This is a genomic window from Halobellus ordinarius (assembly GCF_031823395.1).
GTDB classification, from domain to species: Archaea; Halobacteriota; Halobacteria; order Halobacteriales; family Haloferacaceae; genus Haloquadratum; species Haloquadratum ordinarius.
Genome location: NZ_JAVQKJ010000009.1, coordinates 143,346 through 157,441 on the forward strand (window position 1 = coordinate 143,346; position 14,096 = coordinate 157,441).

Annotated in this window: 11 protein-coding genes; 4 read left to right on the forward strand and 7 right to left on the reverse strand. The window is 65.6% G+C overall.

Features of this window, described 5'->3' with window-relative positions:
• Window positions 1-38: 38 nt before the first annotated feature.
• Window positions 39-1,028, forward strand: coding sequence for an AAA family ATPase (locus RJT48_RS14745; RefSeq protein ID WP_311173101.1), 990 nt, complete (start codon window positions 39-41; stop codon window positions 1,026-1,028).
• A 30-nt stretch (window positions 1,029-1,058) separates the two neighbouring features.
• Here the strand turns inward: RJT48_RS14745 and RJT48_RS14750 are convergent, their stop codons facing one another.
• The 3 genes from RJT48_RS14750 to RJT48_RS14760 are packed head-to-tail and all read right to left on the reverse strand — an operon-like array spanning window position 1,059 to window position 3,939.
• On the reverse strand, window positions 1,059-2,024 hold the full coding sequence (locus RJT48_RS14750) for a DUF7982 domain-containing protein (protein ID WP_311173102.1): 966 nt from the start codon (window positions 2,022-2,024) through the stop codon (window positions 1,059-1,061).
• Entirely contained in the window at window positions 2,024-2,518 is a 495-nt protein-coding gene (locus RJT48_RS14755; protein ID WP_311173103.1) for a DUF8163 family membrane protein, read from the reverse strand. The genes RJT48_RS14750 and RJT48_RS14755 overlap by 1 nt, the downstream gene beginning before the upstream one ends.
• Window positions 2,518-3,939, reverse strand: a complete 1,422-nt coding sequence (locus RJT48_RS14760; RefSeq protein WP_311173104.1) for a DUF58 domain-containing protein — start codon at window positions 3,937-3,939, stop codon at window positions 2,518-2,520. The genes RJT48_RS14755 and RJT48_RS14760 overlap by 1 nt, the downstream gene beginning before the upstream one ends.
• A gap of 111 nt (window positions 3,940-4,050) precedes the next feature.
• Between RJT48_RS14760 and RJT48_RS14765 the strand changes: the two genes are divergently transcribed.
• Both RJT48_RS14765 and RJT48_RS14770 read left to right on the forward strand, forming a co-directional pair.
• Window positions 4,051-6,219 (forward strand): DUF4129 domain-containing protein, encoded by a 2,169-nt coding sequence (locus RJT48_RS14765; RefSeq protein ID WP_311173105.1) that lies wholly within the window; start codon window positions 4,051-4,053, stop codon window positions 6,217-6,219.
• Between the two features lie 86 nt (window positions 6,220-6,305).
• Window positions 6,306-7,340, forward strand: coding sequence for a DUF1616 domain-containing protein (locus tag RJT48_RS14770; RefSeq protein ID WP_311173106.1), 1,035 nt, complete (start codon window positions 6,306-6,308; stop codon window positions 7,338-7,340).
• 21 nt (window positions 7,341-7,361) lie between these two features.
• Here RJT48_RS14770 and RJT48_RS14775 read toward each other — a convergent pair whose 3' ends face one another.
• The 4 genes from RJT48_RS14775 to RJT48_RS14790 form a co-directional block, all read right to left on the reverse strand.
• A complete protein-coding gene (locus RJT48_RS14775) occupies window positions 7,362-8,591 on the reverse strand; it encodes an ABC transporter permease (RefSeq protein ID WP_311173107.1) in 1,230 nt (409 codons plus the stop codon).
• Window positions 8,588-9,841 (reverse strand): FtsX-like permease family protein, encoded by a 1,254-nt coding sequence (locus RJT48_RS14780; protein ID WP_311173108.1) that lies wholly within the window; start codon window positions 9,839-9,841, stop codon window positions 8,588-8,590. The genes RJT48_RS14775 and RJT48_RS14780 overlap by 4 nt, the downstream gene beginning before the upstream one ends.
• The gene (locus RJT48_RS14785) at window positions 9,834-10,601 is read right to left on the reverse strand and encodes an ABC transporter ATP-binding protein (protein WP_311173109.1); all 768 of its coding nucleotides are present in this window, start codon (window positions 10,599-10,601) and stop codon (window positions 9,834-9,836) included. The genes RJT48_RS14780 and RJT48_RS14785 overlap by 8 nt, the downstream gene beginning before the upstream one ends.
• A gap of 62 nt (window positions 10,602-10,663) precedes the next feature.
• Window positions 10,664-11,902 (reverse strand): glycosyltransferase family 2 protein, encoded by a 1,239-nt coding sequence (locus RJT48_RS14790; RefSeq protein ID WP_311173110.1) that lies wholly within the window; start codon window positions 11,900-11,902, stop codon window positions 10,664-10,666.
• Between the two features lie 441 nt (window positions 11,903-12,343).
• Here RJT48_RS14790 and RJT48_RS14795 point away from each other — a divergent pair, with 441 nt between their 5' ends.
• Window positions 12,344-13,519 (forward strand): hypothetical protein, encoded by a 1,176-nt coding sequence (locus tag RJT48_RS14795; RefSeq protein ID WP_311173111.1) that lies wholly within the window; start codon window positions 12,344-12,346, stop codon window positions 13,517-13,519.
• The last annotated feature ends 577 nt before the right edge of the window (window positions 13,520-14,096 follow it).

The window sequence follows — 14,096 nt, forward strand, 5'->3', positions numbered from 1 at the left end:
GGGAAGGGGACTCCGAGCACCGTCCGATTCACTTCACGATGACGTCGAGCGAAGAGATCTACACAGCGATCCGAGACGAGGTGTCGCAGCTACTGGTCGGTAACGAGGACGCGATCGAGGCGCTCACGATCGCGCTTTTGACCGACGGTCACGTCCTCCTGGAGGGGGTTCCCGGGGTGGCCAAGACGACGATCGCGAACCTCTTTGCACAGGCGGCGAGTCTCAAATACTCGCGGATCCAGATGACGCCCGACGTGCTGCCGGCGGATATCACGGGGACGCACATCTACCGCGAGAGCGTCGGCGAGTTCGACCTCCAGCGCGGCCCCGTCTTCGCGAACGTCGTCCTCGCCGACGAGATCAACCGCGCGACGCCGAAGACCCAGTCCGCGCTCCTGGAGGCGATGGAGGAACGGCAGGCGACCATCGAGGGCGAGACGCTCGATCTGCCGGACCCGTTTCTCGTCGTCGCGACACAGAACCCCATCGAGTACGAGGGCACCTTCGCGCTCCCGGAGGCACAGCGGGACCGCTTCCAGTTCAAGGTCGTCGTCGACCTGCCGCGACGGCCGGACGAACGGGAGGTCCTGGAACGGTTCGACCGCGCGCCGTCGCTCACGCCCGCGGACATCACCGAGGTCGTCGACGTCGAGGATATCGACGTGGCGCGTCGCGAGGTCGAGGAGGTCCACGTCGACGACAAGGTCTACGAGTACATTCTGGACCTTGTCGCCGCCACACGCGAGCACGCAGCGGTCGAGTACGGCGCCTCCCCGCGTGCGTCGCTCGCGTTCCTCCACTCCGGGAAGGCCGCCGCGGCGATCCGCGGCCGTGGGTACGTGATCCCGGCCGACATCAAACGACTCGCACTCCCCGTCCTCTCGCACCGACTCGTCCTCGATACGGAGTCGGAACTCAGCGGCCGCGACCCCCGCGACCTCGTCGACGAGATCGTCGAGACCGTGCCCACGCCGGAAGCGGAACTGAGCGAGCCGACGCCGCCCTCGGCGGCAAACGACGACGATTGATCGCAGGGGAGTTGCGTCGGGAGGAGTCCGTTACACAGCAGTCTCGTCCGAAGCGCTGTCGCTCGGCCGTTCGACGTCGTTCGCTCGCTTGTCCTCTTTAGACGGTTCGACCTCGTCGGGCTCCCACCGACACGTCACCGCGAAGTCCCCATCGTCCACAGGCGTTACCTCCGTCGTGACCGGCGTATCGAGGCCGCGAGCGACGGTCACGCTCAGGAACGACGCGACCGGCGTGTCGAAGGTCGCTGCCGCGCCGAACCGACACTCGCCGACGCTGACGGTCAGCCGGCCGTCCTCGGCGTCCGTCTCCGCGGTCGCCGACTCGACGAGCTCGAAGAGTTCGACGAGTGCGTCGGTGGACTGGCGGGCCAGCGTCGCCGGCGTCTCGCCGAGCGGGCCGTCCCGGCTCCGCTCGAACTCCGCGAAGAGTCCGGCACCGCTCGGATCGAAGGCGACCCCGCGCTGCGTCTCGTCGTCGGTCACCACGAACGTCTCGCGGAGATCGACCGGTTCCGGAAGGGTGTACGCGCGATGTTCCGGGACGAACAGCCGAACCGCCTCCCGCTCGGGATCGGGAGCGTACACCGCGTTGTCCTGCAGTCCGAGTTCGTCGACGATCGCGGCGTGGTTCGCCGCGTGCGCCTCGAAGACGGTCGCCCCGACCTCGACCGGGATGAACTGCTCGGGCGTGAGGTAGCGCGTCACGACCGCGGCGAACAGCCCGATCGCACCGAGCACGACCAGGACGTCGCGGACGGGCGGAAAGAGGACGGCGCCGACGAGGCTGGCCATCCCGAGTCCAGCCAGTGCGACGGCAGTCTTCCGATACTGCCCCCGCCGGAGGCTGTCGTAGCGCCGTCTGAGGCGGGCGTTCTCGCGACGCAGTTCGTCGACCTCGCTGGGCTCGTCGCGGTCGCCGTCCGCGTCGGCCGGGAACGATCCGTCGGGGGAACGCTGCCGGCTCTCCGCGCGGTCCTCTCGGGTCTCTCCGGCCATTATCGCTCCACCTCCCCGGCGACGAGTCCGAGGGCGACGCGTTCGTACCGGTGGAGCGCGTACGCGATCGTCGCCGCCGCCACGACGAGCACCAGCGCCGACTGCCACAGCCACCGGAGGTTCGCCTGGAGGATCCACACCAGCCCGAGGGCGACGGGATATGCGAGTGCCAGTTCGCCGAGCCGACGCCATCGTGGCGGCCACCCGGCGGCGACGCTCGCAAGCAGGAAGAACGCCGCGACCTGTGTGCCGACAACCGTCCAGGTGGCGCCCGCAGGCACAAGCGAAATGACGAACAGTTGCGCGAGGACGAACGCGGCTCCGCCGGACCACACGGCTGCCGCCCCGAGTACAGCCACGCCGGCAACGAATCCCCACACGCCGTGTACGGCCAGCAGCACGGCTGTGAGAAGCACCACGCCGACGCCGTCGAGCGTCGTCAGCGTATTCGCCCGCAACGCATCGTACAGCGACGTCAATCCCGACGCCGCCATTATGGCTCACCCGCCACGGCGGCCAGTTCGGTCGTCGCTCGCTCGACGGCGTCTCGCGGGGCAATCTCGTATGCGGTGACGTTCGGCAGGTGGTCGAGTCGCTTCCGGAACTCCTCGAACTCGACGAAGTTGTCAGAGGCCCTTCCCGCGCTCTCGAACAGCACCGTCGGCGTGAGAAAGACGCTCGTCCGCCGGCTCTGTTCGGCCGCGAGGGCGGCTGCCTCGTAGGTCTCGACTTTCGCCGAGTCGTCGGTGACGAGGACCAGGTGGTGCTGGCGGTCGGCATCGCCGCACGCCGTCTTGACCGCGTCGAAGAGAGGGCGGTCGCTGACGCGGGAGACGTACGTCGCCGTTTCGGCGAAGAACGGACGGAGAACCGTCGCGAACGGCGAGTCGTCGTCGAGTCGCTGCCGGCGTGTCCGCGCCTCGGGCTGTCCGACTGGTTGTCCCGGATCCACCGATCGATCGACACCCGCTCTCGGGTCCGAATCGAGGAGCTGCTGGCGGATCTGCCGGTAGGCGTCGGTGGACGCCGAGGGCCCCAGCGCCCAGGCCGTTCCGTCGTCGACGACGAGTCGGGCAGCGACCGGGTCGCTGTACGATTCGGCCGCGTGGAGACAACTGAGTGCGATCTCACGGGCGTAGGCGTGTTTCGTCCGGCCGTCGGGGCCGACGTTCATCCCCGCCCCGGCGTCGACGACCAGCGAGAGGAGGTAGTCGGATTCGGACTCGAACTCCCGGATGTACAGGTCGTTCATCCGGGCGGTCGTCTTCCAGTCGACCTGCGCGAGGGTGTCCCCCGTGACATACTCCCGGGTCTGGTAGGGGACCAGTCCGGGCCCGGTCTGGTCCGTCGAGTGGCTCCCGAACATCGTGCCGACCGATCGCCCGCCCTGCCCGACGTGAATATCGCCGGGCGACGGTGCCGAGACGAGACACGTCGCGTCGACGTCGATGGTGATCGTCTCCGTAAAGTACCCGTGCTGGTCCTCGACCGTCACCCGGAGCGTCTCGAACGCGATCCGGCCGGCGATCGGGAACGTGACGCTCGCCGTCGTCGAGCCGGACCGTTCCCCCGGCTCGATAGTCACCGTCCGCTGGGTCCGCTCGGGACCGGAAACGCTCGGCGGCGCGACGAGTTCGATCTCGATGGGCGCTTCGAGCGGCGTCGGTAGCGACGCGGTCACCGTCACCGCGGCCCGGTCGCCGACGGACACGCTGGTGTCGCTGATCGTCGTGCTCGCCGCGAGCGATCCATCGACCGTCTGCATCGTTCGGACTGCGTTTACCTGGGCGATTACGAGCCACGCGACGAGTCCGCCGGCCGCAAAGAACGGCGTCGGCGCTCCGAGAACCACCGCGAAGACGGCGAAGAAACAGGCGGCCCCCGCGAGCAGGCCCCACCGGCGGGTCGGACGCATTGTTTGTCCGATTTGTGGCACCGAAGTTGAATGTTTGCGTTCCCGGGGGGTCGACCCGAAGCTGTCAGCCGAATGCGAAGGTCCTTTAGGATCGCCCCACTGGTTCCGCCAGTGAGCGGATATCCGGGGGGATGGGGTCGGCTACTTCTGACGCTCCTCGTAGCCGTGAGTGCTGTCGTGGCGATCCCCGCTGGGACCGTTTCGGGTGCAGCGAGCGCAGCACCACCCGCTGATTCGGTCCAACCGCAGCAGACAGCATCTCTCGGAACAGCCACCCAACCGCTCCAGGCCGACGAGGACACGGACAACAACACGACCGTCCTCCACGAGGACCCCGAGGAAGTCGACGGCGAGAACCGCCTCGACCGACTCGTCTCGTATCTCTCCGGCGACCTGAACGGGCGGATCGGAACGAGCACCGCCCAACTCAGCCAGAGCGAGTACGAGGCCGCCAAAGCCGCGTTGGGCGATGAGTACGATGACTCGCTGACCAAGTACGTCGACGTCGATGCGGAAACCGGCGGCGACGGCGCTGGCGACGAGTACCGGACCGTTGGGGAGACTCAACGCGAGTACGTCGATACCGTTCGAGAGTTCCGCGAGACGCGACGCGAGTACGAGGCGGCGGCGCAGGCCAACGACACTGAGCGCAGTCGCGAACTCGCCCGTCGTCTGGCACGGCTGGCCGAAGACGGCGAGTCGCAGTCGGGTCGACTGCTCGACGCCTACGAGGGGATCTCGAACACCACCGACGGGGACCTCGACGAAAGTAGCACCGTACTTTCGGAGATCCAGTCAGATATCTCCGAGCGGCGGGACGCGGTCGTCGCCGCCGAGTTCGTCGAGACGCGGCTCGTCGTCCGCTCGTACGACCGCGAAATCGCCTTCACGCGCCCGTTAGAGGTCTCCGGGACGCTCGAAACGGCCAACGGGACGCCGGTCGATACTACGCAAGCCCGCTTTGCCGTCGGCGAGCAAACCGTCCAGACTGCGGTCGGCCCCGATGGCGACTTCGAGTTCACGTACCGGCCGACGTCGGTGCCGGCGAACGCCTCGGAACTCACCGTCGCCTATCAGCCCGCACCGACGTCGGTCTACAGGCAGACCGAACGGACGCTTCCGGTCACGGTGTCACAGGAAACCGCGACAGTCCGTACGGCGGGACTCTCCGCGTCGGAATACGGCTACGCGGACCCGATCTCGGTTCGTGCGACCGTCGCGGTGAACGGGACGGCAGTCCCGAATTACCCGCTGACTGCTGCACTTGCCGGGCGACCGCTTTCGACGGCGACGACGAACGAAAGCGGCGCGTCGACGCTCGCCGGGACCGTTCCGGCGGATGTCTCAACAGGATCCGCCGAGGTCCGCATCGGTGCCGAGCGCGACGATCGCGCCGTCCGAGTCGCGCCAGCGACGGCGACCGTCTCGATCGCCGCCGAGGCGACGACTCTCGATGTCCGCGCACAGGAGCGCCCCGACGGATCGATCCTCGTCGAGGGGCAACTGACGACCGTCGAGGACGAACCGGTAGCTGGCCAGCCGATCACGATCACGGTCGCTAACCAGTCGCTCGGGACGGCGACGACGGGCGCCTCGGGCGCTTACCGGACGACGATCGCGCTGCCGTCGAACGTGAGCCGTGAGAACGCGTCCGTCACGGTCGCGTTCGACGGGGGCGGCACGAACCTCGAATCCGCGACGGCGTCGACGCGTCTCGATCTGCTGGAGGCGAGCGCAGAAGATGCGAGCAGCAGCGACGATGGGGACGGAGCGCCGAGCGAGGCCGAGTGGCTGCCGTTCGATCCGGCCACGCTCGTCTGGATCCTTTCCGGCGCGGCCGTTCTCGCCCTCGTCGCCGCTGGCGTCCGTTATCGGGATGGCGACGAAGCAGTTCCAGAGCCCGTCGTGGAAGAAGCGGCGGACGCTGCCGAACCCGACGAACCAGCACCGCCGGAGCCGGCGTCACCGGATGTCTCAAAGTCGGCGCTTGAGTCCGCTGCAGACGCGCTGTCGGCGGGCCGACCGAACGACGCGGTCGTAACCGCGTACGGGGGGGTCCGGGAAACGCTGGCCGAAACCGTCGACGTCGACTCCGCGGCCACTCACTGGGAGTTTTACGACCGCTCCGTCGCTCACGCAGGCGTCGATCGCGAGCCGCTCGAAGCGCTGACGAAAGGATACGAGAAGGCCGCATACAGCGGCCTCGCGGTGAGCGACGACGACGCAGAGTCGCTTCTGGCGGACGCACGGGCGCTGATAGACGCGGAAACAGGACAGTGACCGCACCACAGTATCGTCACCGGAACTCACAGCGCCGTTCCTTTCGAACAACTGATTTTTGTAGCCCGACAGGTAATCCGAGGTAGATGGCGGGACGCGAACACTGGCGGCTTTACTTTCCTGAACCGGTTCGGACGCTGCCGGCCGACCTCGCCGCGGTGCTCGCCGTTGTCGCTCTTCAGTTACTCTCTACACTCATCCCGGGACTCAGCGACACCCCGCTCAGAGTCGTCTTCGGGCTCCCGTTCGTGCTGTTCATTCCGGGCTATGCCTTCATCGCAGCGCTCTTCCCGGAAGCGGGCGCGTCACCGGAGAACGACGAGAACACCGAGGATGCGGACGCCGCCGCAGACTCCGTCACGGAGCGCGGGATCGACGGCATCGAACGTGTCGCGCTCTCGTTCGGGACGAGCATCGCGATCGTCCCGCTACTCGGCCTCGTCCTCAACTTCACGCCGTGGGGGATCCGCCTGGTCCCGATTCTCGTCACGGTGAGCGGGTTCACCGTCGTCGCCGTCGCCGTGGCGGCCGCCCGCCGGAAGCAACTCCCCGAAGACGAGCGCCTCGTGGTTCCGTATCGTCAGTGGCTCGAAACTGCGGCCGCCGAACTGTTCGAGCCGGACTCGCGGACCGACGCCGCGCTGAACGTCCTCCTCGTGGCGAGCGTCCTTCTGGCGACCGCGAGCGTCGGCTACGCCGTCGCGGTGCCGAAGACGGGCGAGTCATTCAGCGAACTGTATCTCCTCACCGACGGCGAGGACGGCGAACTCGTCGCGGACAACTACCCCGAGGAACTCGTCCGCGGCGAACCGGCGTCGCTTGTGGTCGGCGTCGGCAACCAGGAACACCAGCCCGAACAGTACTCCGTCGTCGTGTTGCTCCAGCGCGTCGAGGTCGCGAACAACTCCACGACGGTCCTCGAAGAAGACAGACTCCGGACGTTCACCCCACGACTGGAACACAACGAGACGTGGCACCGGCCGCATCGGATCGAGCCGACGATGACCGGCGAACGGCTGCGCTTGACGTATCTCCTCTACAAGGAGGCGCCGCCGTCGTCGCCGAGCGTCGAGACTGCCTACCGGGAAGTCCATCTGTGGGTCACGGTTCGGGACGGATAGGGTGAGGACGGACCGCGCCGCCTAGTGCTCCCGCAGCACGCGAATCGCGTCCAGCCGCATCAGCCGCCAGCCGGCCAGGACCCCACTCAGCAAACTCATCAGCACCGCGACCCCGACACCGAGCAGGAACACCCGCGGGGTGAGGCGGATCACGTTCTCGAAGCCGGTGAGTTCCGTCGCGACGAAGTCGAGTCCCCGGGCCGCGGGGACGGCGAGCCCCAGTCCGACGAGACAGCCGACGCCCCCCACGAATATCGACTGACACAGTACGACGCCCGTGAGCGTGGTCCCGGAGCTCCCGAGCGACTGCAGCGCCGCGTACTCTCTGAGCTGCTGGTAGACCATCGACAGCAGGACGTTCAGCGTCAGCGCCAGCCCGGCCAGCACCGCGAGCACGATGAGACTCGCCCCGCCGGCCAGGACGACCGCCTGCCGTTCCAGCGTCGCCTGGAACTGCTCTTGGTTCGTTCGGATCGTCAGGCTCGGATACTCCGCTTCCAACTGCTGTGCGACGCGCTCCGGATCCGCTCCGTCTTCGAGTGTGAGTGTGACGATCGTCGCGGGGTCGGTCCCCGTCTTGCCCGTGATCTCCTGGAGTTCGCTCAGGGGCATCGTCACCGTCGGTGTCCCCAGGAACTGGCTTCCAGTCCCGGAGATACCCACGACCTCGAACTCGTTTGCCCGCGCCGAGGCGACCGTTCCCCCGACGTGGATCGTGTCGCCCACGCCGACGTCGAGTAACTGCGCCGTGCGCTCGTCGATCAGGATCTCGTAGGTCATCGGCCCGTCGTACGACCCGCCGGCGTAGTGGCCGTCGCCCTGGAATCCCTGGCCGCGCGAGATGGCGACACCGTTGCTGCTCGGGATGCCCATCGCCGCGAGCGTCTCGAACTCCTCGCCGTTGGTGCTGACGTACACTGTCTGAAAGAGCAAGGGGCCGACCGTGCCGACCGAATCACGCCCCCGCAACTCCGCAGAGAGGTTGTGTGCGCCGTAGATCGAGTTCTGCACGCCGCCGACCTGTCCGGGCGCGAACTGCACGGCCCCGCCGGAGATCCACAGGTCCCGGCCGGCATCGCTGAACTTCTCCTGGCCGGTCTCGACGACGCCGATCCCCGTGCCAGCCAGCAACACCGTCGACAGCACTGCGAGCGTCACCCCGACGACCGCGAGGACCGTCCGGGTTCGATCGTGTCGCAACTGCGCCGCCGCGATACCGACGACCGCCCACAACCGACTGACGACGATCATCGCCGCATCACCTCGAGGGCGTCCGTTCGCCGGGACAGCCAGATCGGATACGGGGCCGAAAGGAGCCCGATGAGTAGCGCCACCGCGAAGCCGTAGCCGAGGAGTTCGGGCCGGAGTAACGCCAGGGAGGGAACGCCGAGCGTCGCGGCTACGATCCCGTTCGTCGCAACGATTCCCAGAGCGCCGAGCGCGACACCGAGCAGGCCGCCCAGTGCGGCGAGGCTGACCGTCTCAGCCACCACGAGCACCGATAGCGAGCGTTCGGAGTACCCGAGCGCGGTGAACGTCGCAAGCGCCGTCCGGTCGTTCGTCACCTCGAGGCCCATCATCGTCGCCGTGAACAGCAATCCGACGAGGAGCGCGACGACCAGCGCGGCGACGCCCATCGCGACGGGCAGACTCGAAAGCGACGTCTCCTGGGCGGCGATGCCGGCCCGGGTCACGACGACCGTGTTCGGGTACAGTCCAGTCAGTCGCTCGCGGACCGCGGGATCGTTCGTGCTCACGAGGAGTTGGTCGGCGGCGTCGTCGCCGGTCGCGCCGGTGGTCGCCTGGAGTTCACTCAGATGGACGAGCGCGACCGGCGCCGCGCCGATTCCCGTCTGGAACTCGCCGTCGGAGACAGCCTCGACGCGGAGAGGGCCCGGAGCCTCTCCGGTGGGAACGATCGCACTCCCGTTCGACGCGTTCAGCAGTTCGGCGGTCGCGGCGTTGACGACGACCTCGCCGGTCCACGTGCCGTTGTACGTCCCGTTATCGTAGTACGGATCCCCTGTCTGAAGTGACGCCGTCGAGAGCCCCGCGATCGTCGGCGTCGTGTCCTCGGGGGCGATCACGCCGACGAAGAGGATGTACTCCGGCGCGTCGCCACTGGGTGATTCGACCGGGACGACCTGCATCAATACCGGCGTCGCGTATCGAACGCGCTCGTCACGTTGCAACCGCTCGGTCAGCCCGTGAGTTGCGCCCAGTTGCGGCCCCTCTGTCGACACGGCGATCGTGTTCAGGCTCCCGCCCTCGGGGACGACCCAGTAGTCGACGTCCTCGCTTTGGACCGCGCTCTGGGAGGCCAACCCCAGGGCGACGCCCGAGACCGTGATCATCAGCATAATCGCGACGGCGACGCCGGTGAGACTTAGGAGCAGTCGCCGCGAGGAACCGCTCTTCGCTTTGCCGAGGGTCCGTCGAAATCCGAGGCCGACTAACGCAGCGATCCGGCGGAGTCGGGAGATCGGCCCCCGATCAGCCATCGTCGCCCTCGCGGCGGCCGTCCCGGAGGCGGATCACCCGCTGGACGCGGTCCAGCGCCTGCGGATCGTGTGAGGCGACGACGACCGCACAGTCGCTTGCGACGTCCGCGAGCACGTCGAGGACGCGCTCGCCGGTCGCCGTGTCCAACTCCCCTGTCGGTTCGTCGGCGATCACCAGGTCGGGGTCGGTCGAAAGCGCGCGGGCGACGGCGACGCGCTGCTGTTCGCCGCCGCTCAACTCGCCCGGGGTGTGTTCGATCCGGTCGCCGAGGCCGACCCGTTCCAGCAGGGACGTCGCCCGTTCCCGCCGCTGCTTCCGCGAGTAGCCGAGTTCGATCAGCGGCGTCGCAACGTTCGCCCGCGCCGACAGCGACGGCAGGAGATGGAAGTGCTGGAAGACGACGCCGACGTGATCTAAGCGGAGTTTCGTCCGCGCGCGTGCGGAGAGGTCGTCGGTCCGCCGGCCGGCGAGGGTGACTGTCCCCGAAGAGGGCACGTCCAGCGCCGCAAGGAGGTGAAGCAGTGTCGATTTCCCGCTTCCGCTCGGCCCGGCGAGGCCGACGAATTCGCCCCGTTGCACGGCGAGTGAAACGTCGGCGACTGCGGTGACCGTCTCCCCGCTCCCCGTCGAGCGCGAGAGCCAGCCGCTTCCGCCGCCGCGCGAAAACGCCCGCGTGACGTCCGTACACGTAACGACGTGATCGGTTTCTGCGGTCGATTGGATCGCAGTGGAGGGCGATCCGTCCGAAGATGAGACCATTAGTGGACAGGTGACACGTTATTCAGCGTTCGTATAAATGTTGCAGCGACCCGTTCAGGTTCTCAATCGCGCCGCGGCGCCACAGCACTCATAAAGAACGCCCCGAAGACGGTCTGGATCCCGATGACGACCGCGGTGAACGCCAGGACGTCGAGCGTGAGAATCGAGAGTGCGCCGAAGCCGCTTACAATCCAGGTGTAGATCCGCTGGCCCGCGTACAGCGCTCCGAGGAGACCGATAGCGTTGCCGACGAGCGCCGCCCGTTCGAGCGTCACGTTTTCGATGATGAACTCCGTTCCTCGATCGGAGGGGCGGCGGATCGGATTCCCCGCAAGCGTCGCAAACACGCCCATACTCGAGACCTGATAGCCGACGATCGAAAGCAGGCTGCCGGCGATCATCGTCCGGGGCCCGAACGTCGCCGGGCCGAGTTCGATCCCGAGGAGTGCGAGCAGCATCACCAGACTGCCGACGATTCCCATCGCCACGCCCGGTAACGAAAACAGGTAGCTAGGGGCGTTCAGGATCATAAAGCGAACGTGTCGCCACCCGTCCCGAAAGCTCTCGAGGGTCGCTTCGCCCTCGCGTTCGTGGTAGACGATCGGGACCTCCTCGATCGTCAGATCACAGACGCCCGCCTCCATCACCATCTCCGAGGCGAACTCCATCCCCGTCGTTTCGAGATCGAGAGTATCTAGGACGTCCGCACGAAACACCCGAAACCCCGAGTGAGCGTCGGACACCCCGACCTCGTAGAACAAGTTGAGGAACTTGGTCAAAAGCGGGTTCCCGACGTACTTGTGCAGTGCGGGCATCGCCCCGGGTTTGATCTCGCCGTCGAGGCGGCTCCCCATCACGATATCGGCATTGCCGCCGACGATGGGATCGAGCAACCGCGGGATCTGCTCGAAGTCGTAGGTGGTGTCGGCGTCGCCGATGACGATGTACTCGCCACGAGCGTGTTCGAAAGCGTACCGGTACGCGTACCCGTACCCTTCCTCGTCGGGATTGACCACGATTGCACCCATATCCCGGGCGATTTCGGGCGTGCGGTCGCTCGAATCGTCGCTGATAATGATCTCTCCGACGACGCCGAGTTGCTCGAGGGCGGCCGTCACGCGCTGGATGCACTCACCGATGCCCTCCTCCTCGTTCATCGTCGGCATCACGACACTGATTACCGGGTCGACAGCGCTGTCGGCCCCGACAAGCACCGAATCCCCGCCCCGTTCGAGTTTGGGCTCAGTGACCGTGAGCTCCGTTTGTACCCCGTCTGTTACCCCTATTTTTGTTGACGCCATCAGTGATCGACTGTCGGCAGTGTGGTTCGGGTACCCCCGCCAGCGGACGCATCCGCAGCGATCCCGAACGCGGTAGTCGTGCTACTGTGCTCCTCCCACCGAATGGAGACCCCTGCTCGACTAACTGATTGACGAGACGACACATATAATTGACGCTTAGGACAATCCGTGAAATAGATTCTCGGGAATACATATGGAATTGACTCTTATGGCGCCTCAAGTGGCATTTCTGCCCGAGAAGAGGATAAAAATGAATGATAGTGAACATTAGGATGCGACCCCGTCCGTGAGACGGCAAACGGTTCTGCGGGGTTACTCATTGGAGAACACTCAACCGGGCGTGCGTTTGTGTGGAAACGGATTCGTCCGAGCGGGCGGTGTGTCAGAATCGAGACCGCGTTCCCCGAACATTCATAATCGCACTACCGAAAGTTGCGGGCGATGCCCTCTACCGGTCGGTCTCTGCGGTTCCCGCGTGCTGAACTGACGGCCGCGTTGCTCGCAATCCTCGTCGTGGTCGGGACACTCACACTTGGAGGGACCGGTGTCGTCCCGACCGTCTCCGGACAGTCGTCGTTCACGATCTCAGTTGACGGCGCCGTCGACGTCCCCGAACGGACTGTCGAATTTCAGGGGAGCAGTTATCAGATCACGGCCATCGCCAAAGCGGACCCGGGTGAGACGATCGACGTCAGCGTCGACGCGCCGAGCGGGGAGGAGTACGACCTCTATATCTACAACGACGAGCAGCGGATCGAGGACAACAGACGAGGAACGGGCGAGGAGTCGTTCCAGTTCAGTTTGGACGGATACACCGCGGGTTCGTATACGATCGCGCTCCAATACGATGGCTCCTTCGAGAAAGTCCACCCGCTCGTCGTTCGCGGGTACGCCGTTTCGGTCGATGCGCCCGCTGCGGCGACGGTCGACTCGACGATCAACGTGAGCGTCGACGCCAGCAAACTCCGCGGCGACGATCTGGAGCGGATCGACGTCGCGGTCGCGAACGACGACGACAGGGTCAGCACGACCGCGGACCACCAGTCGGGGTCGACGTACACCGCCAACATCTCGCTAGACGGGCTTCCGGCGGGCGACTACGACGTCTTCGCCACCGTGCGGGGCCCCGACGACGCGTTCGGGGAGGACGAAGCCTTGGGATTGAACGACGGGTCGCCGCTGACGATCGAATCCGAGGATACCGAGACGGCAACGCCGACTGATACGGCGACAGAGAGTTCCGACGGCACTGGCGGCGGAGGCGGCGGTGGGACTGGCGGCGTCACTGATTCCGACGGGACGACTACTGAGGGGTCGACCACAACGACCCAATCCGCGAATCATACGACGGTGTCGACTGTGACAACATCCTCGTTGACACCATCGACGCCAGGTTCGCCCTCGCCTGACGAGTCGACGTCGATATCGGAATCGACAACGGACGCCGACGACGGCGCGGCGACTACAGAGGGAGGGGTGATCACGCCACGGTCGACGACGGGAATGAACACGAGCGGCGACACCACGAGCAGTTCGACTGACGGGTTCGGAATGCTCGTGGCCTTCCTTGCGAGTGTCTGTACGGTTCTCGTGTGGCGCCGGTACCAGAGCGGATAGTACCGTCTGCAGTGTGACCGGTCCGTTTGAGCTCTCACATCTATAGTAGTGTTTGCAAGTCTTTACTAACTCGATCGCACGACTGCGTGCGATCGGATATGCAATCAGTTGCAAACGCTACTATAGCCGGCTACCGGCAGCTGTTTGACTCGTAAGCGGATTCGCTTGCAACCGGTTTTGAATATTGATAATAGCACGCTATTTACATCCTGGTCGCAGATGTCTTGAATTCACTATATTTCAGTATCTGTTTGAATTTATCAATCCGAATAATTTCAACGGATAATATAGTTAGATTGACCCGAAAGTGCTATACTTCCGTTTTAGACGAACTCTCGCTGGTGATTCGAACGAGCTTTGATTCGGCTTCAGATAGCGTTACTCAGCTAATTTCCCCACTGGCTCGTCGAAATAATGCGGAGGTTTTATACCGATATGAGTGGCTTGATTGACACGAATGGGGCAACTCGCTGCAGAGGGGCATCTGAGTTTCTATCAGATTCCAGTAGTAGGATCTACCCCTACCACTGGCAGCGAGGCGACGACAAAACTCACTACAAAAAATGTTACATAACGA

Excerpts from the sequence above, each read along its gene's own strand:
- RJT48_RS14745 (WP_311173101.1), top strand. The coding sequence starts at position 39 with ATGACGTCGAGCGAAGAGATCTACACAGCGATCCGAGACGAGGTGTCG.
- RJT48_RS14750 (WP_311173102.1), bottom strand. The coding sequence starts at position 2,024 with ATGGCCGGAGAGACCCGAGAGGACCGCGCGGAGAGCCGGCAGCGTTCC.
- RJT48_RS14755 (WP_311173103.1), bottom strand. The coding sequence starts at position 2,518 with ATGGCGGCGTCGGGATTGACGTCGCTGTACGATGCGTTGCGGGCGAAT.
- RJT48_RS14760 (WP_311173104.1), bottom strand. The coding sequence starts at position 3,939 with ATGCGTCCGACCCGCCGGTGGGGCCTGCTCGCGGGGGCCGCCTGTTTC.
- RJT48_RS14770 (WP_311173106.1), top strand. The coding sequence starts at position 6,306 with ATGGCGGGACGCGAACACTGGCGGCTTTACTTTCCTGAACCGGTTCGG.
- RJT48_RS14775 (WP_311173107.1), bottom strand. The coding sequence starts at position 8,591 with ATGATCGTCGTCAGTCGGTTGTGGGCGGTCGTCGGTATCGCGGCGGCG.
- RJT48_RS14780 (WP_311173108.1), bottom strand. The coding sequence starts at position 9,841 with ATGGCTGATCGGGGGCCGATCTCCCGACTCCGCCGGATCGCTGCGTTA.
- RJT48_RS14785 (WP_311173109.1), bottom strand. The coding sequence starts at position 10,601 with ATGGTCTCATCTTCGGACGGATCGCCCTCCACTGCGATCCAATCGACC.
- RJT48_RS14790 (WP_311173110.1), bottom strand. The coding sequence starts at position 11,902 with ATGGCGTCAACAAAAATAGGGGTAACAGACGGGGTACAAACGGAGCTC.
- RJT48_RS14795 (WP_311173111.1), top strand. The coding sequence starts at position 12,344 with ATGCCCTCTACCGGTCGGTCTCTGCGGTTCCCGCGTGCTGAACTGACG.